Raw genomic sequence first — 23424 nt, forward strand, 5'->3', positions numbered from 1 at the left:
TGCAGAAGCGGTGAAGGAAGAGACGGCCTCAGTTCGGCACGCCCGCCTTCGGATCCGGCGGGAAATAAGCGCTCTTCTGCACGCCATGCAGCAGGTCGATCGCCTTGTTGAGCTGGGTATCGTCCTTCTCGTTGGCGGGCACATAGGCCGAGGAGCCGCCCTCTTCGGTCTTGTCCGCATCCGGATTGGCCAGATGGCCCTTCAGGCCGGACTCGCCCTTGGTCTGATCCTTGCCCTTGAGATCGTCCGGCACGTTCTCCTGCACCACGATCTCCGGATCGATGCCCTTGGCCTGGATCGAGCGTCCGGACGGGGTGTAGTAGCGCGCCGTGGTCAGGCGCAACGCGCCATTGCCCTGCAGCGGGATGATGGTCTGCACCGAGCCCTTGCCGAAGGAACGCGTGCCCAGGATGGTGGCACGCTTGTGGTCCTGCAGGGCGCCGGCGACGATTTCCGAAGCCGAGGCCGAGCCGCCATTGACCAGCACGATCACCGGCTTGCCATTGGTCAGGTCGCCGCCACGAGCGGAATAGCGCTGCACGTCATCGGCCTGGCGGCCGCGCGTGGACACGATCTCGCCGCGCTCGAGGAAGGCATCGGAGACCTGGATCGCCTGGTCGAGCAAGCCGCCCGGATTGTTCCGGAGGTCGATGATGTAGCCCTTGAGCTTGTCCTGCCCGATCTCCTTGCTCAGCTTGTCGATATTCTTCTTCAAGCCGTCGAAGGTCTGCTCGTTGAACTGGGTGATGCGGATATAGCCGATGTCGTCGCCGGTCTTCTTGGCCTTGACCGACTGCACCTTGATGATGTCGCGCACCACCTTGATGTCGATCGGCTCGCCCTTGTTGCGCAGGATCTTCAGGGTGATCGGCGTGTTGACGGCGCCGCGCATCTTGTCGACGGCCTGCTGGAGCGTCATGCCCTGCGTCGCCTCGCCGTCGATGGCGGTGATCAGGTCGCCCGCAAGCACGCCCGCCTTGGAAGCCGGCGAATCATCGATCGGCGAGACCACCTTGATGGCACCGTCTTCCTGGGTCACTTCGATGCCGAGACCGCCGAACTCGCCCTTGGTCTGGACCTGCATGTCCTGGAAGCTCTTGGCATCCATGTAGCTCGAATGCGGATCGAGCGAGGTCAGCATGCCATTGATGGCCGCTTCGACCAGCTTGCCGTCCTCAGGCTGCTCGACATAGTCCGAACGCACCCGCTCGAACACGTCGCCGAACAGGTTGAGCTGCTTGTAGGTGTCGGTGACGGCGGCGTTGGCACCGCCCATCAGCAGCAGGTGGGGCTGCGTTACCGCGATCGTCGCGATCGCGCCCATGGCCACGCCGCAGAACAGAATGGGAAGCTTGCGAATCATCCGCGTGCCTTCTCGCCTTGATTGGCCCACCACGGGGTGGGGTCTATGGAAACACCGTCTTTGCGAAACTCTATATATAGGGCGGGTTGCCTTGCGCTTGAAGCACCGCCAAACGCCGCAGCCGTCGCCTGCATTCCCGTATCTGTCTTACCCAAGCCCGCCTGTGATCCCGGATCGGCATCCGATCCCAGAGACGGACCTGAACCCATGGCGGCAACCGGCTCGCCCGTCAAGACAAACTGGCCCAGCCCCACATTGATCTTATCCATGCCGGCCATCACGATATGATACCCGCCACCGGCATTGATGATCAAGAGTTGGCCGTAGGAGCGGAACTTGCCGGCGAAGACGACCCAGCCGTCGCAGGGCGCGGTGACGCTGGCGCCGGGCGTCGCTGTCAGGGTCATGCCCTTGGTCGCGCCGCCATTGCCGTCATCGGCACCGAAGCCGCGCAGCATCGCGCCGGTTACCGGCAGGCGCAGCAGGCCCTTGGCCTGGTCGAAGGGCATGGCCGGGGTCAGGCGGCTCGGATCCTGCAGGGCGGCAAGGGACGGCCGAGCCTGGTTCGTCGCCGCATCGGCCGTGTCGGCGGCACGCTTGGCCGGCGCCACCTCGCGCTCCATGCGGGCGATCAAATCTTTGAGATTGGCCGCTTCCTGCGCCAAAGCGGTGGCATGGGCCTGCTCGGTGGCGAGGGTATTCTGCTCCTGGGCCAGCACCTTCTGGCGCTCCTCGACCAGAAGCTGGGTGCGGGTGCGTTGCTCGGCCAGGGTGATCAGCGCCTGTTTGAGCGTGTCGCGTTCGACGGTGATCTCCCCGCGCACCCGGGCCAGTTCCTTGAGATCAGCCACGAGGGCCTGCATTTCCTGGCGCATTTCCGGCAGCACTGCACCCAGCAGCATCGCCGTGCGCACCGCTTCCAGCGCGTCGTCCGGACTGACCAGCAGGGCCGGCGGCGGATTGCGCCCCATGCGCTGCAGCGAGGCCAGCACCTCGATCAGCAGGCCGCGCTTGGAATCGAGCGAGACGCGGATATTGTCCTCGTTGCTGTCGAGCGAAGCCAGCCTTGCCTCCGCCCCCAGCACCTTGGCCTCGGTCTCATGCGTCTGGTTGCCGGTCTCGACCAGTTGCTGGCGCAGCTTCTCGCTGTCGGCCCCGATGGCCTGGATCTCCTTGCGCAGGCGGGCCAGGGTCTCGTCGGACAGTTTGATCTCGCCCTGGATGCGTGCGAGGTCCTGGCGCTTGGCGGCCGCCCCGTCGGTGGCGGACGGGGCCGCAGCCGGAACATCCTGGGCCGCTGGCGGCGTCTCGGCTCTTGCCGACGGCAAGGCCACGCACAGCGCCAGCAACGCCCCGGCAAGGACGGAGCCGATGATCGAGTTTGCGCTGTCGTGGTTCATTCCAGATTGATGCGACCAATATGGTTAACGAAGTTTCAATCGTTAACGATTCTTCATTGTTGTCGAGGGATAGTGGCGTGTCATCCCGTCTTTTCTGGGGCAGACCGGCCATACCACCGGGAAATGGCCTGTCGCGATGTCATGCGAATCGCGATTTTTTTCCAATTTGGCGCTTTGACGCATTTTCTCAACCAAAAATGCTGTAAGGGGCCTCATCCCGCCGCGAACATGCCGCAATCGCACTGCCGTCATGCCCGCCTGCCATTCAACCATGCAGTCGCTTCGGTGGCTGCATCGAACAAGGTGCGATTTCCTTGGATCATGCCTTGTTCAAATTGCCTGTTTGACGCGCTTTCTTAATCGACAAGTCTGTCAACTTTTCAGGAAAGCGCTTTAGGGACGATCATGCTGCGCCGCTTCTACGACTGGATGATCCGCATTTCGGAAAGTCCCCGGGCCGTCTGGGCCCTCGGCATCGTTTCCTTTGCCGAAAGCTCCTTCTTTCCCTTTCCGCCCGACGTCATGCTGGTGCCGATGGCGGTCGCCAAACCCAAGAGGGCCTGGCTCTATGCCGCCGTCTGCACCGTCACCTCCGTGCTGGGCGGCGTGTTCGGCTACATGATCGGCTGGCTGCTCTACGACACCGTCGGTTCCTGGCTGATCCGGGCCTATGGCTATGAGCACGGCGTCGAGCAATTCCGCTGCCTCTATGCCCAGTATGGCAGCTGGATCATCCTGATCAAAGGCCTGACGCCGATCCCCTACAAGATCGTCACCATCACCTCCGGCTTTGCCGGCTACAGCCTGTTCTGGTTCGTCCTGCTGTCCCTGCTCACGCGCGGCGCCCGCTTCTTCATCCTGGCCGGCATCCTCAACCTGCTGGGCGAGCGTATCCGCACCTTTATCGAGAAGCACCTGACGGTCGTCGCCATCGCCTTCGTGGTGGTGCTGGTTGGCGGGTTCTTCGTCGTCGAACATCTGATGCCCACCGGTGGTAGTGCCACATGCCAGTAAATCTCAGTTCCCGCGCCGCATTGGCGGCCGGATTGATCGGCCTCGTCGTCATCGTCAGCGCCCTGGTGCTGCAGCATGGCTTCGGCTACGCCCCCTGCCCGCTCTGCCTGGAGCAGCGCTGGCCCTATTATATCGGCGTGCCCATCGCCTTCATCCTCGCTTTCATCGGCGACAGACTGCCCCGGAAGGTCATGGCCGCGGCGCTGCTGCTGCTCGCCATCCTCTTCGCCTATGGCTGCGGCCTCGGCATCTACCAGGCGGGAGCGGAGTGGGAATATTGGCTCGGTCCGGCCAATTGCGCCGCGGGCAATATCGGCTCCAACCCAGCCAATGTCGGCGGGCTGCTCGATGCGATCGACAGCTCCACCGTGGTGTCCTGCACCAATCCGAGCCTGCGCATCCTCGGCCTCTCCCTGGCCGGCTGGAACGCCATCGTCATGGCCGTTATGGTGCTGATCTCGCTGAAGGGGGCTTTGAGCGCGGCCAAGTCTGGCTGAGGAAGCGCTGTCATCCCGGACGCGGCGCAGCACGAAGTGATGCGGCGCAGATCCGGGATCGCCTTCCCGTTCGAGCACCTTCTTCGTCTTACGATCCCGTGTCAGCGACGCAGCATTGCATGCTGCATCGCGCACGGGATGACCACATTTCAGATCACGTTGAGCTCGAAGACCGGCCTGTTCTCGATCACGCGCGAATAGTCGAACACCGACAGGTCGAGCGTCTGGAAGCGGCCCGTCGTGATCAGTTCGGCAACCGCGCGTCCGGCGGCGGGTGCCTGCTGCAGGCCGTGGCCTGAAAAGCCGTTGAGGAAGAAAAAGTTCGGCATGGAAGGATGCGGGCCGATCACCGCATTCTGGTCGAGCGTGTTGTATTCATAATGTCCCGCCCAGGCGCGCACGAGCTTGAGCTCCTCCAGCGCCGGGACCTGGGTGGCGAGCGCCGGCCAGACCGCCTCCTCGAACAGGCTGTAGTCGACCTCGAAATCGCCATCGGCCCGCTTCTCGCCGCGTTCGTCCTCGGCACCGCCGCAGATATAGACGTCGCCTTCCGGCCGGATATAGATGCCGCCCGGCTCGACCAGCAGCGGCATGCGCGGCAACTCGGTCTTGCAACGCACCACGAAGACGGAACGCTTGCGCGGCTCGACCGGCAAAGCGAGGCCGGCGAGGGCGGCAACGTCGCCGCCCTGCGGCCCCGCCGCGTTGACCAGCGTGCCGCAGGCGATGCGCCCGCCCGATTTCAGCCTGACCGCCTCGGCCTTGCCATCCCGGTGATCGATGCCCACCACCTCGTCCTTGACATAGACGGCGCCGGCATCCCGGGCCGCCTTGCGGAAGAGATCGAGCAGGGAATGGGCATCGAACCAACCCTCGCCCCGGCGGCCATAGGCACCGGCGGCGATGCCCTCGACATTGAGCCAGGGAAATTCATGGCTGAGGGCCTCGGGGCCGAGCAGTTCGATCGCCGTGCCCTCGGCCTGCTGGACCTGCCAGTTCTGCTCAAGGATCGCCTTGCCACCCTCGCTCGCCAGCAGGAGGTAGCCGCCCTCATGAAAGCCGATATCGGCGCCCGGCCCGAAGCGCTCCTTGAGACCGCGCATGATCTCCAGCCCGAACAGGCTCATGCGGATGTTCTCGGGCGTGGAGAATTGCTGGCGGATCGAGGCCGCCGAGAGGGTGGTGGAGGAATGGGCGTAGGTGGGATCCCGCTCGACCACGGTGACGGTGCCGGCAAAACCGAGCTGGACCTTGAGGAAATAGGCGGTAGCGGAGCCCATGGCGGCGCCGCCGACGATGACGATGTCCGAGGAGAAAGGGATCACGAGAAACTCGCTGGCAGAAGGGGCGATTGCACCCGGGGGTCGGCCTTTCTATGATCGGAGACGGGATATGCGCAACGTCCTCGAGCAAAGCGCGTTCAAGCATGAACGCTCATTTGCTCTATCTCTTTGTTTCCAAGCCAATCCGAGGGATTGGCTCGAACGTCTTTGCGATTCGAGGCGACTCCGTCAAATCGCAAAACGCCATGGGAGAGTGTCTGTGAGTTCCTGGCGGCCGCAGCCTGCAAGCGACCTGCCCGACGGGCTGATCCTGTTCGACGGGGTCTGCGTGCTGTGTTCAGGCATGGTGGCCTTCGTGATCCCCCGCGATGCCGTCGGCCGGTTTCGATTCGTCGCCGTCCTGAGCGAGGCGGGCGCCACGCTCGCCCGCCGCTTCGGCATCCGGACTGACGATCCCGAGGCTGTCGCCGTGGTCAGCGACGGCATGGCCTATTTCAAGGCGGACGCGGCCATCGCCATCGGCCGGGGCCTGCCGGGCTGGCGCTGGGCGATAGTGCTGAAGGCTCTTCCCCGGCCCGTGCGGGACTTTCTCTATGACCGCATCGCCCGCAACCGCTATCGCCTGTTCGGCAAGCGCGAAAGCTGCCTGATGCCGACCCCGGAGATCCGTTCGCGCTTCATCGCCACCTTGCCCGATCTGGCGAGCGCGGCATGATCGAGGCCGACATCACCGTCCGGCGCGCCGGCTTCACGCTCGAATCGGCCTTCACCTCCGATGGCGGCATCACCGCCTTGTTCGGACGCTCGGGCTCGGGCAAGACCACGCTCCTCAACGCCATGGCCGGGCTGATCCGGCCCGACAATGGCCATATCCGCCTGGATGGGCAGACGCTGTTCGAAGCCTCCACGCGCATTTTCCTCGCCCCGCATCGGCGCCGGATCGGCCTCGTCTTCCAGGACGCCCAGCTTTTCCCGCACCTGACCGCCCGGCAGAATCTTCTTTATGGCCGCTTCTTCAACCGCCGATTCTTCAACGTCGCGGCCGGCCCGAAGCTCGATTTCGACGCAGTGGTCGGCGTGCTCGGCATCGGAAAGCTGCTGGAGCGCCGCCCAAATGCGCTTTCGGGGGGCGAGAAGCAGCGCGTCGCCATTGGCCGCGCTCTGCTGGCCTCCCCTCGCCTCCTGCTGATGGACGAGCCCCTCGCTGCCCTCGACACCCCGCGCAAGCTCGAAATCCTGCCGCTGATCGAACGCGTGCGCGACGAGATGAAAGTGCCGATTCTCTATGTCTCGCACGCGGTGGAGGAGGTCGCGCGCCTCGCCGCCCGTGTCGTGGTCCTGGAAGCCGGCAAGGTCAGCCGTATCGGCACGCCGCAGGAAGTGCTGGCGCCGGCTCCAAATTCACTCCTTGGCCCGCTCTCCAATCAGCGCTTCGAGACGGTCTCACTGCTGGAAGCGCGGGTGCGCAGCTACGACGAGCATTACGGCCTCTCGACCCTGGACCACCCCGCCGGCCCGATCAGCATTCCCGGCCGCGCCGGCACGCCCGGCGCCAAGGTCCGCGTGGTGGTGCGCGGCTCCGACGTTTCGCTCGCCATGAAGCGCCCGGGAGCGGTGTCGATCCGCACCATGCTGGCGGGTGAGGTCAAGACGATCGATGCCGATGATGGTCCGGTCGCCCGCGTCGATCTCGCGCTGACCGGCGGCGACATGCTGTCCGCTTTCATCACCCGCAACGCCGTGGATGAACTGGGCCTGGGCCAGGGCGACACCGTGCTGGCCATGATCAAGGCCGCCTCGATCGATGCGCGTTGAGGGCTAGCGGGCCTTCTTCACCTCGTCCAGCCAGCGCCGGGCCGCTTCGTGATGGCGCGGCTGGATGGCGCCGGAAACCATGCGGATGGCGGCATAGAGAATGGCGGCATCGTCCGTGAAGCCGAGGCCGACGATGAAATCGGGAACGACGTCGAAGGGCAGCACGAAATAGGCAAGCGCAGCCGCCAGCGTCGCCCTTACCTTGAAGGGCGTATCGCGATCGAGCACCGCGTAATAGGCGGCCAAGAGATCGGAAGCAAAGGGGACATGGGCGAGCGCCAGCTTCAGCTTGGGCAGGAAATCGGCCTTGAGCTGCGCCTTGCGCCGCTCGAAACGACGGCCGGCATCGTCATACATACGCGACTGTGTGACCATGGTACCCTCCTCAACGCGAAAGCATGTGGCCCCGCCTTCAGCGGTTTCAAGCGCTACATACCCTTGCGTCATGAAAATATTTCGATCTGCATGGCTGCTCTGCGCCCAAAATCCGCCAGGATCTCGGGATTCGCGTTCTAATCCATTGCACTGAGCCCGCCGACAGGATATCGCATCGCAGCAAGATTATAACGGGTCGAAACTGGAGGTCCTTCCGATGGCCGATCCAAACGCGTCCGCCGGCAAATCTGGTCTGGCTGATTCGCGTCCCTTGTCGCCGCATTTGCAGATCTATCGCTGGCCGATCACCATGACGATGTCGATCCTGCACCGCGTCACCGGCGGGGCTCTCTATGTCGGTACCTTGCTGCTCGCCTGGTGGCTTCTGGCCGCGGCGACCAGCCCCTCGGCCTTCGCCTGGGTGCAATGGGTGATCGGCAGCCCGATCGGCCTCCTGATCCTGTTCGGCTATACCTGGGCCCTGATGCACCACATGCTCGGCGGCATCCGCCACTTCATCTGGGACTTCGGCCACGGCCTCGGACCGGGCGAACGCGATACCTATGCCTGGGCCAATCTGATCGGGTCGGTGGTGCTCACCGTGCTGATCTGGCTCATCGGCCTGCTGGCCTTCTGAGGATCCGACATGAGCAAGAGCCTCAAGACCCCTCTCGGCCGCGTGCGTGGCCTCGGTTCGGCCAAGTCCGGTACCCATCATTTCTGGCTGCAGCGCCTCACCGGCGCCGCCATGGTGCCGCTCACCATCGCCTTCGTGCTGACGGTGGTCTGCCTTGCCGACGCGAGCCAGGCCACGGCGATCGCCACCTTGTCGTCGCCGCTCGTCGCCATTCTGCTGTTCCTGTTCATCATCGCCGGCATCGTCCATATGCGGGCCGGCATGCAGGTGATCATCGAGGATTACGTCGAGACCGAAAGCCTGAAGATCCTGGCGGTACTCGCCAACACCTTCTTCTCGCTGCTTGTGGGGGCTGCGTGCCTCTACGCTCTGCTGAAATTGAATTTCGGGATGTAACCCAGTTTCGGGGTATTTATTTATGGCCGAAGGCACTGTTAACAATCCCTCCGCCCTGGGCACCGCCTATCCCATCACCGACCACACCTATGACGTCGTGGTCGTCGGTGCCGGCGGTGCGGGCCTGCGCGCCGTGGTCGGCTGTTCCGAGGCCGGACTGCGCACCGCCTGCATCACCAAGGTCTTCCCGACGCGCTCCCACACCGTGGCCGCCCAGGGCGGCATCGCCGCCTCGCTCGGCAATATGGGCCGCGACGACTGGCGCTTCCACATGTACGACACCGTGAAGGGGTCGGACTGGCTGGGCGACCAGGACGCCATCGAATATCTGGTGCGCAACGCGCCGGCCGCCGTCTACGAGCTCGAGCATTGGGGCGTGCCCTTCTCGCGCACCGAGGATGGCCGCATCTACCAGCGCCCCTTCGGCGGCATGACCACCGATTTCGGCAAGGGCATCGCCCAGCGCACCTGCGCCGCCGCCGACCGTACCGGCCACGCCATGCTGCACACGCTCTATGGCGCGGCGCTCAAGCACCAGGCCGAGTTCTTCGTCGAATATTTCGCCCTCGACCTGATCATGGACGAGGAGGGCCGCTGCCGCGGCATCGTGGCGCTGAAGATGGATGACGGTACCATCCATCGCTTCCGCGCCCACCGCACCATCCTGGCGACCGGCGGCTATGGCCGTGCCTATTTCACTGCGACCTCGGCCCATACCTGCACCGGCGACGGCAATGCCATGGTGCTCAGGGCGGGCCTGCCGCTGCAGGACATGGAGTTCGTGCAGTTCCACCCCACCGGCATCTACGGCGCCGGCTGCCTGATCACCGAAGGCGCCCGCGGCGAAGGCGGCTACCTCACCAATTCGGAAGGCGAGCGCTTCATGGAGCGCTACGCCCCCTCGGTGAAGGACCTCGCCCCGCGCGACATGGTCTCGCGCGCCATGACCATGGAAATCCGTGAGGGCCGCGGCGTCGGCAAGCGCAAGGACCACATCTTCCTGCATCTCGACCATCTGGATCCCAAGATCCTGGCCGAGCGCCTGCCGGGCATCTCCGAATCGGCCCGCATCTTCGCCGGCGTCGACCTCACCAAGGAGCCGATCCCGGTGCTGCCGACCGTGCACTACAATATGGGCGGCATCCCCACCAATTATCACGGCGAGGTGCTGACCAAGAAGGGCAACGATCCCGATGCGATCGTGCCCGGCCTGATGGCGCTGGGGGAAGCGGCCTGCGTTTCCGTGCACGGCGCCAACCGCCTCGGCTCCAATTCCCTGATCGACCTCGTGGTCTTCGGCCGTGCGGCGGGCCTGCGTTGCGCCGAGATGCTCAAGCCCGGCGAAAAGCATGCCGACCTGCCGGCCGATTCGGCCGAGAAGGCCCTCTCCCGCTTCGATCGCCTGCGCTATGCCAAGGGCGGCACGCCGACGGCGGAGCTGCGGCTCTCGATGCAGCGCGTGATGCAGAACGATTGCGCGGTTTATCGCACCGGCACCTCCCTTGCCGAGGGTAAGGAGAAGATCCACCAGGTCTGGCAGAGCGCCGACGACGTCCGCGTCACCGACCGCTCGCTGATCTGGAACTCGGACCTGATCGAGACGCTGGAATTCGACAATCTGATCAGCCAGGCCGTGGTCACCATGGATGGCGCGGAGAACCGCACCGAAAGCCGCGGCGCCCATGCGCGCGAGGATTTCCCCAACCGTGACGACCAGAACTGGATGAAGCACACGCTGGCCTGGGCCGATACCGAGAAGAAGTCCGTCAGCATCGATTACCGGCCGGTGCACACCTACACCATGTCGAACGACGTCCAGTACATCGAGCCGAAGGCACGCGTTTATTGAGAAAGGCAGCTCGCTGACGCGAGCCGCCAGCCTGACATCATCAGACTTATCCGGGCGCCTTGCCGCAGCCCACGAGAGACCCGAAAATGGTTCAGCTCACACTTCCCAAGAACTCCCGCATCGTCGGCGGCAAGGTCTGGCCGAAGCCGGAGAACCAGAAGAATCTGCGCGAGTTCAAGATCTACCGCTACGATCCGGACGGCGAGACGAACCCGCGCACCGATACTTATTTCGTCGATCTCGACGATTGCGGCCCGATGGTGCTGGACGCCATCATCTGGATCAAGAACACCATCGATCCGACGCTGACCTTCCGCCGCTCCTGCCGCGAAGGCATTTGCGGCTCCTGCGCCATGAACATCGACGGCGCCAACACGCTCGCCTGCACCAAGGCGATGGACGACATCAAGGGCGTGATCAAGATCTATCCGCTGCCGCATATGCCGGTGGTGAAGGACCTCGTGCCCGATCTCACGCGCTTCTACGCCCAGCATGCCTCGATCGAGCCCTGGCTGAAGACCGACACGCCCCAGCCCGAGAAGGAATGGCGCCAGACCCATGGCGACCGTGAAAAGCTCGATGGCCTCTACGAGTGCATCCTGTGCGCCTGCTGCTCCACCTCCTGCCCGAGCTATTGGTGGAACGGCGACCGCTATCTCGGCCCGGCTGCCCTCCTGCAGGCCTATCGCTGGCTGATCGACAGCCGCGACGAGCGCACCGGCGATCGCTTGGACGAGCTGGAGGACCCCTTCAAGCTCTATCGCTGCCACACCATCATGAACTGCGCCCAGACCTGCCCCAAGGGCCTGAACCCGGCCAAGGCAATCGCCGAAATCAAGAAGATGATGGTGGCAAGGCAGGTGTGAGGACAGAGCTGCTACCCCTCATCCCCCTGCCGGGACCTTCTCCCGCAGGGGGATGAGGGACTTTATCCAGCTTGGTCCACTTGCGCCCTCACCGCACCGGGCCGGTGACGTCAACGTCTTCCACCGGCGGCTGCCGGCCGAGTTCGTTGCGATCGAGCCGCGGCGAGGCGGCGGCCGGCACCGTGGCGGGCGCGTGGAGCGTGAGCTTGGGCAGTTCGAGATTGCTGTCGACGCGGCCGATCGGAGCGGCTGCAGACGTCATCGTCGACAGGGCAACCAGCACTGCAACGGCGCTTGGGGCAGCCATGGGGTCTCTCCGGGACGTGTGACGTTCAGGCCACACCTTGGCGGAATTGATTTAAGCAAGCCTTAAGATCATCCGGCCTATCAAAGAATCGACACAGAACCAGCTCAACAGGGTCGTGCATTCTCGCTATCCGACTTCCCCTACGGTATGCGGGATTGTCCGGCCGATTATCGCATGCGGCATTACGCTTCTTGCTGTCGCCACCTGCCTCGATCTGATATTGGCAGTACCTGTTAACTCTGACTGGGACCGGATGGACCGATGAGATTTTCCGCGCTGGCAATTCTACCCTGTGCCCTGCTGCTGGCGTCGTGTGCGTCATCCACTCGTCTTGGCGACGCTTTCGATTTCGGCAGTTCCCAACGTCCCCCGCCGGATGCCGGCCGGCCCGTTCCGGCGCCGGAGCCGCTGATGGCGGCACCGACGGAGGACGTGACCTCCCAGCCCCTGCCGCCCGCCGGCGGCGAGGCGACGCCCGGCGGCACCGCTGCTGCGCCTTCCACTTCGCTTGCCCCGCCGAGCAACCAGGTCGCCGCCCTGCCGACAGCACCGCGCCCCTCCTCTACCAGCAGCATCTCCGGCAGTTGGAAGATCTCCGATGCCGCACGCGGCAGCTGCAACATCTCGCTGACGCGCCAGGCCCTGCTCGACGTCTACCGCGCCTCCCCCTCGGGCTGCCAGGCCGGTTCGCTCGCCAAGGTCAATGCCTGGCAGCAGCGCGGCCAGGAGATCGACCTGCTTGAGCCCGGTGGCCGCACGGCGGTGCGCCTGTTCCCGACGGGCGACGGCGCCTATGAAGGCGCGGCCACGCTGTCGGGCGCCAAGATCCGGATGACCCGCTAAAGGGCTCTTTCAGCAAGCACATGCCGAAGGGCAGGCCCGCAGCCTGCCCTTTGCTTTATAGATCCCGGCGAACGAGGAACGGCAGGCCGGCGGACGAGCCGGCCCTGTCCAACTCATCCCTGCACAGGCGCCCGCCCATAGGGATGGATCAGCGTGTCGTGCTCGGTGATGAAGTAGCGCCGGGCTACATCCCAATAGCCGTCATAGACCAGGCCGCCATTCTCGCGAATCACCCGCTCGCGATTGGCGCGATACCAGGCCGGGATCTCGTACCAAGGCATCATCGGATTGTCGTGATGCACGACATGCAGATTGTTGTAGAGGAAGAGCAGCCCGAAGACCGGCGCATTCTCGACGATGGCCGTACGCTCTTCCACCTCGTTCTCGGCACGGTGCTCGGCGAAGGAACGCACCAGCATCAGCGCCGTAGCCGGATAGACGATCGCTGCAAAATACACGAGCGGATTGAGATCGCACACCAGCACCAGCCAGGCCAGCACCACCAGGAGCTGCAGGGCATGGCTGGTCCAGATTCGGCGATGCATTGGCTCGCCATGCCACACGGCGCGGGCTTCGCGGGTGAGGAAGGTCGACATCGCCCGCGCCGGACCGATGGTCATCCGGCCGAGGAAGGTGGAATTGGCGCGAATCGCCCAGGCATGGAAGCGGCCGAGCCGGTCCCACTGCTCCTGCGTCCAGTAATGTGATTCGGGATCGTCGAGCGGGTCGGTCAGCCGCTCGTCCCGGTGATGCAGCAGATGGCTGATGCGATAGGATTCATAGGGCAGCCACAAGAGCAGCGGCCAGCAGCCGATCCAGCGGTTGAGGGCGCGGTTCGCGGTCGGATGGCCGTGAATGACCTCGTGCTGGAGGGAGGCGTGCCAAGCGACCGTCCAGGCCCCGAGCGGGATCCAGATCCAGAGCGGGATTGCCGCATGAAAATAGGTCAATAACCCCCAAAGACTATAGATTATAGACGCAAGAACGACCGTCGGCCACTCGACCGCCTTCCGTCTCCGCCGCGCCTGAATCTCAGCCTTACGCATTCAAATCACTCCACAATTACAGTGATGATGCGGTGAAAGCCCAAATCACACAAGGATTGTGTTGTCGCATAACATTGACATTTGTCGTCTAATGCTCTCTCTTGTAGATTATTCCATTCTTTGTTGACCAATATAAACATCCAGGGCAAAAAATGGCGCATCCCTCCGCGGCACAGAGCTTTCGTGACCGACTCGAACGGGTCATCGCCCAGACGGGCCTCAACCAGGCGGGCTTTGCCCGCCATGTCGGCATCGACCGCTCCACCCTGTCGCAATTGCTCTCGGCGGAGAACGACCGCCTGCCCCGGGCCGAAACCTTGGCGGCCATCGCCAAGGGGTGCCGTATCTCGATCGACTGGCTGCTGGGCCTGAGCCAGCGCGAGCAGATCGGTGCGGAACTGGTGGAAGCCGTGCTGACCATCGAGACCCAGGCCCACGCTCCCTTCAACGAGCGCTTCCTGCGCTGGCATGCCGAGGCAGCCGGGCGCAAGCTGCGCACCGTGCCGATGAGCTTTCCCGACTTCCTGAAGACCGACGAAGTGATGCAGTTCGAATATGCGGCGGCGCTCGGCCCCGATTCAAAGCCGGCACTGGCCGAGCGGCGGCGGCTGACCATTGCCTCCATCCGCGATGGCGGCGAGATGGAGGCCTGCGTCTCCGTCCAGGCGCTGGAACTCTTCGCCAGGGGCCACGCTCAATGGGAGGGTTTCGATGCCGCCGCCCGCAAGGCCCAGTTCAACACCATGGCCAGCCTGGTGGACGAGCTCTATCCGACGTTGCGGCTCAATCTCTACGATCTCAGGCAGACCTATTCGGCCCCCTTCACCATCTTCGGCAACTCCCGCGCCGCAGTCTATCTCGGGCCGACCTACCTGGTGCTCAATGCCAGCGAGCATATCCGCATGTTGACGCGCCGTTTCGAGGACATCGTACGCACCGCCACGGTTCAGCCCCATGTTGCGGCAGCCTATCTGCGCGATCTCGGCGCCTCTCTCGACTGAGAGGCCCGACGGGCGCATCCTCCACGCAAGATGAACGCCACGTGAACGGGTGCTTGCATGATTGTTCACACTAATCCGGTTATGGTCCGCCTCAAGTCAAGGGCATTCGCGATCGAATGCTCATCTGCGCCAACGTTTCGTCTCGACGTCTCTTTGCGACCTCCGGTGATTCCGACCGGTCGCAAAGTGCTCTAGCATCTGGTCTGGAGAAGCTTCATGCCCTGCCGAGCCCTTTTGGGGGTGATTGCCGGTCTGGCCCTGCTGACCCTGGGCCTTCAGACCGACGTGAACGCTGCTTTCGCACAAAATTCGCTGAATAATTATGCCCAGACGCCACAGCAGGCACCGGCGCTGGGGCGCAATCGAGGCCTTCCCCAGGCTCCCGACGAGATCGGCCAGGGACCGGACCAGGGACCCGACATGGCAGGCAATCCGCGCCTGTTGCCACCGCGCGCCATCATTTCGAGCCTCGCCGGCCGGGGATACCACAATGTCGTCATCAAGCGGGTACGCGGCGACAGCTATATCGCCGAGGCGGAGGGTTCGGAAGGCGGGCGCGTGCTCATCGTCATCGACGGCCATACCACCGAAATTACGGGATTGCGGCAATTGGGCTGGGCTCGCCCGCCCCGGCAATGGGACAACGACAGTTGGGTCCCACCGCGTCCCTGGAGTGGTCCACGCTGGTAGGCTCGAGCCGAAGTTCAGTTCCTGGCTCGATAGCTCGGCGTGCTCCGGAGCGGTCCGGCAGCCCGCCTGCGCCCTCGGCGCGGGCGGGCTCGTTATTTGACGCTGCCGCGGCAAAAAATGCTAAGGAGCAAGTCATGCTCCAGCCTACTGGCCCCCGGCTCCACGACAGCCCTGACAATCCCTGCCCGGCCGGCGCCATCGTCGAGGCGCTCACCACCCGGGACGGCATCACTTTGCGCACGGCGCGCTGGCCCTCGCTGTCACCGCATCCCAAGGGAACGGTCTGCCTGTTCCAGGGGCGCTCCGAATTCATCGAGAAATATTTCGAACTCATCCGCGAATTGCGGGCGCGGGGCTTTGCCGTGGCAACCCTCGATTGGCGGGGGCAAGGCGGATCCGACCGTCTGCTGCGCGACGGCCGCCTCGGCCATATCGACGATTTCGGCGATTTCGGGCCGGATCTCGATGCCTTCATGCGCAAGATCGCCTTGCCCGAATGTCCCGGCCCCTTCTATGGGCTGGCCCATTCGATGGGCGGTGCCATCCTGTTCGCCAATCTGCCGCCCGGCTCGATCTGGTTCGACCGGCTCGTCGTCACCGCGCCCATGATCGAGATCGACCGCAAGCCCCCCGGTGCGCGCTGGCTCGCCCGTTTCCTCGGCGGGCTCGGGCTGGGACGGCTGATCGTGCCGGGCTGGTCGCCCCGCCCGGTCGGGCTCAAGCCTTTCGACGGCAATCCGGTGACCTCTGACAAGGCCCGCTATGACCGCGCCGCCCGCATCGCCCGCGACGCCCCCGAGCTTGCCATCGGCGGGCCGACGATCGGCTGGGTCCGAGCTGCCTTCCGGGTGATGGACCGGCTGGCCGACCCGCGCTTCGGAGCGGATTGGCGGATCCCCACCCTGGTCCTGCTGGCGGGCGACGATCACGTCGTCTCCTCGCCGGCCGCCCAGCATTTCGCGGCCAAGCTCTATGCCACCCGGACCTTGACCCTGCCCGGCTCGCGCCACGAGATCACCCAGGAACGCGACGCCATCCGCGAGGCCTTCTGGGCCGCCTTCGACGCCTTCGTGCCGGGCACGCAGGCGTAAGTCCGGGACCGCAGGAGATCCTCAGCCCTGTGCCTGCAGCCGGGAAAGCGCCGCCGCATGCACGCGCGCATCGCCCGCCGCGACGATGCGGCCGCCGGCCTGGGCTGGACCGCCATCCCAGGTGGTGATGACGCCGCCGGCGCCTTCCACGATCGGGATCAGGGCCGTGATGTCGTAAGGCTGCAGGTTGGATTCGATCACCAGGTCGACCAGGCCCATCGCCAGCATGGCATAGGCATAGCAGTCGCCGCCATAGCGCGAGAGCTTCACCTTCTCTTCCACGACGGAGAACAAGGCCCGATCGGCCTCGGCCATCAGGCGGGGGCTGGTGGTGTAGAGCACGGCGTCGGCGAGGCCTGCGCAGGAGCGGGTGCGCATGGCGCGCTCGCCACCGGGGCCGCGATATTTGGCCGAGCCGCCATCGCCCGAAAAACGCTCGCGCGTGAAGGGCTGGTGCATCATGCCATAGCAGGGCTGGCCATTGCGCAGGAGGCCGATCAGCGTGCCCCAGCCGACCATGCCGGAGATGAAGGATTTGGTGCCGTCGATCGGGTCGAGCACCCAGACGAATTCGGCATCCAGGCGTTCGGAGCCATATTCCTCGCCCATCACGCCATGGCTGGGAAACATCGCTCGGATCTTCTGGCGGATCACCGCCTCGGCGCCTCGGTCGGCCTCCGTGACAGGATCGAAATTGCCGCCGCCGGACTTGTCTTCCGTGGCCAGGGCCGAACGGAAGAAGGGCAGGATCGTGGTGCCCGAAACATTGGCGAGCTCATCCACGAAGGCTTCGAAATCCACCGGTGCCATCTTTTTCTCCGCGCGGCCAGAGCGCTTCGTCTGTGCCGGTCTCCCCCTAGAGCAAAACGCGTTCAGGCGTGAACGCTTTTTTCTCTAGTTCGTTGATCCGACGCGTCTTTGCGATTCTTGGTGATTCCACCAAATCGCAAGACGCTTTAGAGCCTTTTGCGATCCGGCGAAATCGCCGGGGCACGCAAAGGCATGTCAACGAGGAGTTGGGGCAAAGCGCGTCTCGGTCTGAACGGGCTTTGCTCTAGAGCAGATTCCCGCCGGAGCAAACCGGTTTTTGAAAATGAAAACCCCGCCTCGCGGCGGGGTTCCGGGGCCCTGCTGCCAGCCGCCTGTCGGGGCCGGTGCCGGGACGCTACCGTGAAATTCGATTAGCGGCAGACGCGCACGCGCTCGACATGATAGCCGTAGTCGTACTGGTTCGGCACGCGCTGGCGCTCGAACCAGCAGCGGGGCTGCACATAGACCGGAGCGGGCTCGTAATAGCCATCGTCATAATCATAGCCGCGATCGCGGTTGCTCAGCGCGCCGCCCAGGAGCAGGCCGCCGACGAGGCCGGCTGCCGCACCGCCGGCGAAGGCGCCGCCGCGGCCGTAGCGAGCTTCGGCGGTACCGGTGGTCGCCATCGAGGCACCGGCAACAGTGGCAACAACCAGGGCCGATGCGAGAATTTTCTTCAACATGATCAATTCCTCACGGGGGGGCGCTCCAGAAGCGCCACCATCGGTAGCTGCTTTGTGCCCTTGAACTCATGGGATGCACTTTAGGGGGTACAAGCTGAATGGACTATGAACGCTTCCGTCAGCTTTCGGTCGGGTTTTGCGGGTCCAGCGCGACGATGTCAACGGCCGGTCCCAGGCGTTCGCGGGCGATCTCTATCACATGGCGATGGTGGGTGAACAGGATCTTCTGGAGCCCCGATTCCTTGGCCGCCAGCACCTGCAGCGCAGCGGCGACGCGCTCCTCGTCGAAGGTCATCACCAGATCGTCGCCGACGAAAGGCGGCACCTCGCGCCGCGCCGCCATGGCTTCGAGATGGGCGAGGCGTAGCGACAGATAGAGCTGGTCACGCGTGCCCTCGCTCAGGCCGCCGATGTCGGTGGTGCCGCCATCGGGCCGGCGTGCGGCAAGGCGCAGCCTGTCGGCCTCGTCATACAGCGTGGCGATGCCGGCAAAGCCGCCGGCGGTGATGGTGGCGAACAGGCCGCCCGCCCGTGCGAGCAATGGCCCCTGCTCGGAGCGGAGCTGGCGGTCAAGCCCCGCCTCGAGCAGCAGGGAAGCCGCCTTCAGCACCAGATAGTCACGGGTGATGCGGGCAAGGTCGCTGCGGGCATCCTCCAACGCCTGGGCCGCCCCGGCAGCGCCGGCTTCCCGCTCGATCGCCTCGCGCCGCCGCCGTAATTCCCCGAGGGCCAGGGCCGCCTGCTTGTCCGCTTCGATCAGGCCGTTGAGTTCGGCCTGCACCGCCTCGCTCTCGCCCGCGGCCTCGTCGACGCCGATCTCGGCCGCTTCGGCCCTTAGAGCCGCCTCTTCCAAACCGTCGCCCTGTCCGCCGAGTTCGGCCCTGGCCGCCGCGAGTTCACGGTCGAGACCGGCGCGCAGGGCGAGATCGGCCGCCAGCGCTGCAAGCGCCGCTGGCTCGCGGCCGGCCTTGGCGGACAGGCCGGCAATGGCCTCGTCATGACCGCCTTGAGCCATCCCCGCCTTGGCCAGCGCCTCGCGGTAGCGATCCAGGCCTTCCCGTGCAGTGCGGCGACGGATCGCCGCATCGCGGGCGGCCGTCAGAGCCGCCATCAGGCCGAGAGCCGTCTCCGCCGGCTCGCCGCTCGCCTCGGAGGGGAGCCTGTCGACGAGGCCGGCAGCCCGCTGCGCGAAGGTGGTGCTGTCGTCGAGAATACTGGCGATGCGGTGCTCCAGGCTGCCGAGCTGGGCCAGCTTGCCCTGCACGGCGATCCAGAGCTCGCTCGCCTTGGCTGCTTCCTGGGGGCTCGCTTCCGGCGCCAATCCGAGAACGGCGAGAGCCGCTGCCCAATCCGCCTGGGTGGCGTCGCGGGCGGCTTCGGCCGCCGCCCGCGATTTTTCCGCCCGGGCAAGCTCGGTGCGGCTGGCTTCCAGCTGGTCGGCGAGAGAGCGGGCCTCGCGGGCCCCGAGTTCGAGCGCAGCGAGGCCATCCTCGATCAGCCGCACCAGACTGGGCAGGCTCTGTGTCGACGTACCCGCAATGCCGATTTCGGCGGCAAGGGCCTCGAGGCCGGGCCGCTCCCCGGCCAGACGTCGCTGGCCCCGCTCGATCCTGAGCTCCAGATCCCGCAGCGCCTGGCGTTCCTCGCGCAGCCGCGCCAGTTCCACCAGAAAGCGGCGCATCACCACCGGCGTCTCCGCCTGGCAGCCCAGCGGTGCGAACAGGGCCTGCCAGTTTTGGCTGACCTGCTCGCTTTCACGCAAACGCGCCGCGATCCCGACCTCGGTTCGGGCAAGAGCCGCGGCGTCCCTGTCACGCGTCCGCCGTACCACCTCCCGGCGAGCCAGATGCTCGGCCTGCGCCAGCCTGCGGTCGGCAAGTTCGTCCACGGCAGCGACGATCTTGCGATAGGCCTTTGCCGCCGCCGCCGAAGGTTGGCTGAGGACGGCATCGAACAAGGCATCGCGCTCCGACCGTTCGCGGGCCAGCGTGGCATCGTCGATCAGTCCATCCCTGTCCCCCGTCTGGGCCAGGAGCGCGTCGGCTTCCGCCAGGGCGTCACGCAGGCGCCGGACTTCGGCTTCCTGTTCCCGGGCCGTGCTCTCCAGCGCCGCCAGGGCCCGTTCGGCCTGGGCGATCGCTTCCTCGGATGGCTCGCGCCAGGCCCAGAGCCTGTGCTCGTCCGCCACCGCCGGCGACAGCCGCGCCAGCCTTTCCTGCTGCAACGCGCGGCGGCGCGCCAATTCGCCTTCCTGCTCTTCGATGGTGCCGGCTTCCGCCAGGGCCGGCTGCATGGCCTTCAGCCGCTGGCGCAGGGGACTGGGATCGGCGCTCGCCTGGAAGGCAGCCGTCTTGCGTTGCAGGGCCTCGATGGTTTCGCGGGCCCGTTCGGCGGCGCGGGCGCTTTCGCCCGCCTCCCGCTCGATCTCGCGCCGGCGCTCGGCCAGCACGCGGATACGTTCGAGAGCGAGATCGTCCGGGCTCAGGGCCGAAAGGGCGGCCCGGTTCTTCTGGCCGAGCCGCCGGGCGAGGTCGTCGAGGTCATCGGCGATTTCCCGTGCCTCTGCCTCCCGGCGCGGCAGGTCCAGCATCGCCTTGGCCAGGGCGGCGCGCTCCTCGTTGAGAGCCGTGATCGCCTCGCCCGCCGCCAGCACATCGTCATCGACGATGATCGCGGCCAGGGCCCGCTCGGCATCCTCGACCTCCCGCTCGAGGCGCGCCAGGGTCTCCCGCCCCGCCTCGGCCCGGGCCAGCGCCACCTCGATCTCGGCGGCAAAACCGTCGGGCAGATCCGGCAGGGCCTCGAGAGCGGCCAGGGCCGACTCGGCCTTGCCAATCCGGGCGAGCAGGGGCGCGACGCGGCGAACGCGATCGATGCGGGCGCGCCGGATGCCGGCCTGGCGCAACTGCTCGGCCAGGGCGCGCGCCCGCGCCTCGCCGGCTTCGATCTCGGCTTCGAGGGCGCGCACGTCATCGGCCCGCAGTGATCGCTCGCGCAAGGCACGGCGGGCCTGGTCGTAGCGCTCCTGCGCCTCGTAGAAGGCGCGCCTGCTCGACTTGCGCGCGCCGAACAAGCCGTCCGCCTCGCCCTCCAGCCCGGCACGGACCGAGACCAGGGTCTTCAAGCCGGAAGCGGCGGCGAACAGGCTTTCACCCACCTCGCCCTCGGCCGCCAGCATCTGGCGGGCGCCTTCCCGCAGGCCGGCCTGGTCGAGCCCGAAGGCGGCCAGGAAGACCTCGCGCGAGATGCCGCTCAGCAGCGGCTCGAGCAGCCCGTCGTCGAGCGGTGTGTCCTCGGCGTCGGTGAGGGAATGCTTCAGCCGCTTGCGCCGCCAGAACCGCAAGGCGCTGCCATCGGCTTGCTGCAGTTCGGCGCCGACCTTCAGATCCTCATAGCGATGCCTGAAGTTGGCGGGGCTGCGCGGCTCGAAGCCATAAAGCAGGTCGGTGATCGCCGACAGTGCCGAGCTCTTGCCGGCTTCGTTCGGGCCATAGACGATGTGCAGGTCGGCATCGGGACGAAAATCGAGATGTGTCCCGGTGAAGGGGCCGTAGCGGTCGAGATCGAGACGGGTAAGCTTCATGCCGCCTCCCCGGCGCCGGCCCTGCCGCCGCGGCGCAGGCGCGCCAAGGCAACGGCGCGCGCCTCCTCCACCAGTGCAGCGCCGATCTCCTCGCCACGCACGGCCTGGCGGACCTCATCCGGCAATTTGGCGAGGATGTCCTCGACGATGCCGGCCAGCGCCTCGCTGAAATCCGGCTCCGTCTCCAGCCCGGCCAGCAGGCCCTGCGGATCGGCAAAGCCCACGGTCTCGTCCACCGCGATTTGCGGGGACGTGGTCGCAAGCTCGATGCGCTCGATATAGAGCCGTTCGCTCACCCGGTCGGCCGCCGCCTGGATCTCGGCCCGCAAATGCTGAGCATCTGCAGCAAGCCCGTCATGGGTCGGGGTTTCGCCCGTCAGCGTCAGGCGCAGAGCGAGCGGGCGTTCGCCCGCCGCGTCGATTTCCTCCCGCAAGGCAGTCTCGACCCGTACCAGCACCTCGGCCAGCGTCGTGGCCTCGCCGATCGCCACGCGGCGATGCCCCCAGCGCGCCTTGTCGAGCACCAGGGGCGTGAGCGCGGCGACGGTGCCATCCTCGACCTCCACCAGCATGGCGCCTTTCGGCCCGCTTTCCCGCACATGGCGGCCCTGGAGATTGCCGGGGAAGACGACAGGGGGATCGGTGGCGACGATTTCGGCGGCATGGATATGTCCGAGCGCCCAATAGTCGTAATTGCGAGCCTTGAGATCGGCGAGGGTGCAGGGCGCATAGGAAGCATGGCCCGCCCGACCATCCAGCGAGGTATGGAGCAAGCCGAGATTGAACCAGCCCGGGCGTGTCGGCGGAAAATCGCGCACGATATTGTCGCTTAGGGAGCGCTCTGCGAAGCTGCGTCCGTGCAGGGCGACCTTGAGCTCGGGCAGCTCCATGGTCTCGGCCTTGCGGGTGCCGAAGGAATGCACCAGGGGCGGCAGCGTCACCTTGCGCGAGATCTGGCTCTCGGCGTCATGATTGCCCTGGATCAGGTAGGTGGGAATGCCGGCGCGCGACAGCCGTGCCAGCTGTGCGGCGAAGAACAGGCCGGTGTGATAGTCGCGCCAGTCGCCGTCATAGACGTCGCCCGAGATCACCAGGAAGGCGGCCTGCCGAGCCAGCACCTCGTCGATCAGCGCCTCGAAGGCCTCGCGCGTCGCCCGGGCGAACAGCGCCGCCAGCTCGGGCTGGCGGGCCGTCAGGCCGTGCATGGGGCTGTCGAGATGCAGATCGGCGGCGTGGACGAAGCGAAAGCGCATCACCGCTTTTAGGATCGATTGCGCTGCTTTGTCGAGGCGGCCCGCCTGGGCCCCTGGCCCGTCAGTCGAATAGCGGGCCGAGATAGTCCTTCTTGCTCAGTTCCACGCCGTTGGCGCGCAGGATGGCGTAGGCGGTTGTGGCGTGGAAGAAGAAATTCGGCAGGGCGTAGAAGTTGAGATAGTCGTCGGGCTTCAACTCGCGCTGCGTACCGGCGATCTTCAGGCTGATCACGCGTCCGCCGCCAGCCTCGACATCGGCCTGCGGCACGGAGCGGATGAACTCCAACGTCCTGGCGATGCGCGAGCGCAGCTCGGCGAAATCCTTCTCGTCATCGTTGAATTTCGGCGCCTCCACGCCGGAAAGCCGCGCCACACACAGCTTGGCAAAATCACAGCTCGTACTGACCTGGCGCGAGAGCGGCAGCATGTCGGCGGTGAGCCTGAGCCCGCACATCACCACCGGGTCAACCTTCTTGGCCTCGGCAAAGGCAGCAGCCTTGTCGAGAATGGCCGAGAGGGCGTCCAAGGTGTGCACGAAAACCGGCACGGTGGCCTGATAGTATGAGAGCGACATGGGTTCCTCCGCATCCGTCCAAGGTGTGGCCGGCCCCTTGTACTCGGC

The 23424-nt window shown here is 65.6% G+C and carries 23 protein-coding genes; 12 read left to right on the plus strand and 11 right to left on the minus strand.

Annotated elements, in window-relative coordinates; translation table 11 throughout:
• Positions 1-28: 28 nt before the first annotated feature.
• Positions 29-1363: a S41 family peptidase gene (locus tag ABXS05_RS28690; RefSeq protein WP_311934512.1), complete on the minus strand. Its 1335-nt coding sequence runs from the start codon at positions 1361-1363 to the stop codon at positions 29-31.
• Positions 1360-2763, minus strand: a complete 1404-nt coding sequence (locus tag ABXS05_RS28695; protein ID WP_367626228.1) for a murein hydrolase activator EnvC family protein — start codon at positions 2761-2763, stop codon at positions 1360-1362. The genes ABXS05_RS28690 and ABXS05_RS28695 overlap by 4 nt, the downstream gene beginning before the upstream one ends.
• A 405-nt stretch (positions 2764-3168) precedes the next feature.
• Here ABXS05_RS28695 and ABXS05_RS28700 point away from each other — a divergent pair, with 405 nt between their 5' ends.
• Both ABXS05_RS28700 and ABXS05_RS28705 read left to right on the plus strand, forming a co-directional pair.
• Positions 3169-3777 carry a YqaA family protein gene (locus ABXS05_RS28700; RefSeq protein WP_311934510.1) on the plus strand — a complete coding sequence of 203 codons (609 nt, stop codon included), beginning with the start codon at positions 3169-3171 and terminating at the stop codon, positions 3775-3777.
• On the plus strand, positions 3768-4274 hold the full coding sequence (locus ABXS05_RS28705) for a disulfide bond formation protein B (RefSeq protein ID WP_367626229.1): 507 nt from the start codon (positions 3768-3770) through the stop codon (positions 4272-4274). The genes ABXS05_RS28700 and ABXS05_RS28705 overlap by 10 nt, the downstream gene beginning before the upstream one ends.
• A 149-nt stretch (positions 4275-4423) precedes the next feature.
• Here the strand turns inward: ABXS05_RS28705 and ABXS05_RS28710 are convergent, their stop codons facing one another.
• Positions 4424-5599 carry an NAD(P)/FAD-dependent oxidoreductase gene (locus tag ABXS05_RS28710; protein WP_437178708.1) on the minus strand — a complete coding sequence of 392 codons (1176 nt, stop codon included), beginning with the start codon at positions 5597-5599 and terminating at the stop codon, positions 4424-4426.
• A 217-nt stretch (positions 5600-5816) separates the two neighbouring features.
• Between ABXS05_RS28710 and ABXS05_RS28715 the strand changes: the two genes are divergently transcribed.
• Together ABXS05_RS28715 and modC are read left to right on the plus strand one after the other, a co-directional pair.
• Positions 5817-6272 carry a thiol-disulfide oxidoreductase DCC family protein gene (locus ABXS05_RS28715; RefSeq protein WP_367626230.1) on the plus strand — a complete coding sequence of 152 codons (456 nt, stop codon included), beginning with the start codon at positions 5817-5819 and terminating at the stop codon, positions 6270-6272.
• Positions 6269-7372, plus strand: a complete 1104-nt coding sequence (modC, locus tag ABXS05_RS28720; protein ID WP_367626231.1) for a molybdenum ABC transporter ATP-binding protein — start codon at positions 6269-6271, stop codon at positions 7370-7372. The genes ABXS05_RS28715 and modC overlap by 4 nt, the downstream gene beginning before the upstream one ends.
• A 3-nt stretch (positions 7373-7375) precedes the next feature.
• Here modC and ABXS05_RS28725 read toward each other — a convergent pair whose 3' ends face one another.
• Positions 7376-7747, minus strand: a complete 372-nt coding sequence (locus ABXS05_RS28725) for a YkvA family protein (protein WP_311934506.1) — start codon at positions 7745-7747, stop codon at positions 7376-7378.
• A gap of 217 nt (positions 7748-7964) precedes the next feature.
• Here ABXS05_RS28725 and sdhC point away from each other — a divergent pair, with 217 nt between their 5' ends.
• From sdhC to ABXS05_RS28745, 4 genes are all read left to right on the plus strand, one after another.
• A complete protein-coding gene (gene sdhC, locus ABXS05_RS28730) occupies positions 7965-8384 on the plus strand; it encodes a succinate dehydrogenase, cytochrome b556 subunit (RefSeq protein WP_311934505.1) in 420 nt (139 codons plus the stop codon).
• Positions 8385-8393: 9 nt separating this feature from the next.
• Positions 8394-8780 carry a succinate dehydrogenase, hydrophobic membrane anchor protein gene (sdhD, locus tag ABXS05_RS28735; RefSeq protein ID WP_149252777.1) on the plus strand — a complete coding sequence of 129 codons (387 nt, stop codon included), beginning with the start codon at positions 8394-8396 and terminating at the stop codon, positions 8778-8780.
• 22 nt (positions 8781-8802) lie between these two features.
• Positions 8803-10629: a succinate dehydrogenase flavoprotein subunit gene (gene sdhA / locus ABXS05_RS28740; protein WP_311934504.1), complete on the plus strand. Its 1827-nt coding sequence runs from the start codon at positions 8803-8805 to the stop codon at positions 10627-10629.
• 86 nt (positions 10630-10715) lie between these two features.
• Entirely contained in the window at positions 10716-11495 is a 780-nt protein-coding gene (locus tag ABXS05_RS28745; protein ID WP_311934503.1) for a succinate dehydrogenase iron-sulfur subunit, read from the plus strand.
• 88 nt (positions 11496-11583) lie between these two features.
• Here the strand turns inward: ABXS05_RS28745 and ABXS05_RS28750 are convergent, their stop codons facing one another.
• Positions 11584-11802 (minus strand): hypothetical protein, encoded by a 219-nt coding sequence (locus ABXS05_RS28750; protein ID WP_311934502.1) that lies wholly within the window; start codon positions 11800-11802, stop codon positions 11584-11586.
• Between the two features lie 411 nt (positions 11803-12213).
• Here ABXS05_RS28750 and ABXS05_RS28755 point away from each other — a divergent pair, with 411 nt between their 5' ends.
• Positions 12214-12645: an AprI/Inh family metalloprotease inhibitor gene (locus ABXS05_RS28755; RefSeq protein WP_068291175.1), complete on the plus strand. Its 432-nt coding sequence runs from the start codon at positions 12214-12216 to the stop codon at positions 12643-12645.
• 113 nt (positions 12646-12758) lie between these two features.
• Here ABXS05_RS28755 and ABXS05_RS28760 read toward each other — a convergent pair whose 3' ends face one another.
• Positions 12759-13595 carry a fatty acid desaturase gene (locus ABXS05_RS28760; RefSeq protein WP_367626232.1) on the minus strand — a complete coding sequence of 279 codons (837 nt, stop codon included), beginning with the start codon at positions 13593-13595 and terminating at the stop codon, positions 12759-12761.
• A gap of 248 nt (positions 13596-13843) precedes the next feature.
• On the opposite strand from ABXS05_RS28760, the gene ABXS05_RS28765 reads away from it, so the two are divergent.
• The 3 genes from ABXS05_RS28765 (at position 13844) to ABXS05_RS28775 (ending at position 16473) form a co-directional block, all read left to right on the plus strand.
• Entirely contained in the window at positions 13844-14692 is an 849-nt protein-coding gene (locus tag ABXS05_RS28765) for a helix-turn-helix domain-containing protein (protein WP_311934500.1), read from the plus strand.
• A 216-nt stretch (positions 14693-14908) separates the two neighbouring features.
• Positions 14909-15382 (plus strand): hypothetical protein, encoded by a 474-nt coding sequence (locus tag ABXS05_RS28770; RefSeq protein WP_311934499.1) that lies wholly within the window; start codon positions 14909-14911, stop codon positions 15380-15382.
• A 134-nt stretch (positions 15383-15516) separates the two neighbouring features.
• Positions 15517-16473: an alpha/beta fold hydrolase gene (locus tag ABXS05_RS28775; RefSeq protein ID WP_311934498.1), complete on the plus strand. Its 957-nt coding sequence runs from the start codon at positions 15517-15519 to the stop codon at positions 16471-16473.
• 21 nt (positions 16474-16494) lie between these two features.
• Here the strand turns inward: ABXS05_RS28775 and hisN are convergent, their stop codons facing one another.
• The 5 genes from hisN to ABXS05_RS28800 form a co-directional block, all read right to left on the minus strand.
• Positions 16495-17283: a histidinol-phosphatase gene (gene hisN / locus ABXS05_RS28780; RefSeq protein ID WP_367626233.1), complete on the minus strand. Its 789-nt coding sequence runs from the start codon at positions 17281-17283 to the stop codon at positions 16495-16497.
• A gap of 371 nt (positions 17284-17654) precedes the next feature.
• On the minus strand, positions 17655-17966 hold the full coding sequence (locus tag ABXS05_RS28785; RefSeq protein ID WP_156771603.1) for a hypothetical protein: 312 nt from the start codon (positions 17964-17966) through the stop codon (positions 17655-17657).
• A gap of 118 nt (positions 17967-18084) precedes the next feature.
• Positions 18085-21549, minus strand: coding sequence for an ATP-binding protein (locus tag ABXS05_RS28790; RefSeq protein WP_367626234.1), 3465 nt, complete (start codon positions 21547-21549; stop codon positions 18085-18087).
• Positions 21546-22802 (minus strand): metallophosphoesterase family protein, encoded by a 1257-nt coding sequence (locus ABXS05_RS28795; protein ID WP_367626235.1) that lies wholly within the window; start codon positions 22800-22802, stop codon positions 21546-21548. Before ABXS05_RS28795 ends, ABXS05_RS28790 begins: the two co-directional genes overlap by 4 nt.
• A 61-nt stretch (positions 22803-22863) precedes the next feature.
• A complete protein-coding gene (locus tag ABXS05_RS28800; protein WP_311934494.1) occupies positions 22864-23376 on the minus strand; it encodes a DUF1993 domain-containing protein in 513 nt (170 codons plus the stop codon).
• Positions 23377-23424: the final 48 nt, after the last annotated feature.

This window comes from Labrys neptuniae (assembly GCF_040797145.1).
Lineage (GTDB): Bacteria > Pseudomonadota > Alphaproteobacteria > Rhizobiales > Labraceae > Labrys > Labrys neptuniae.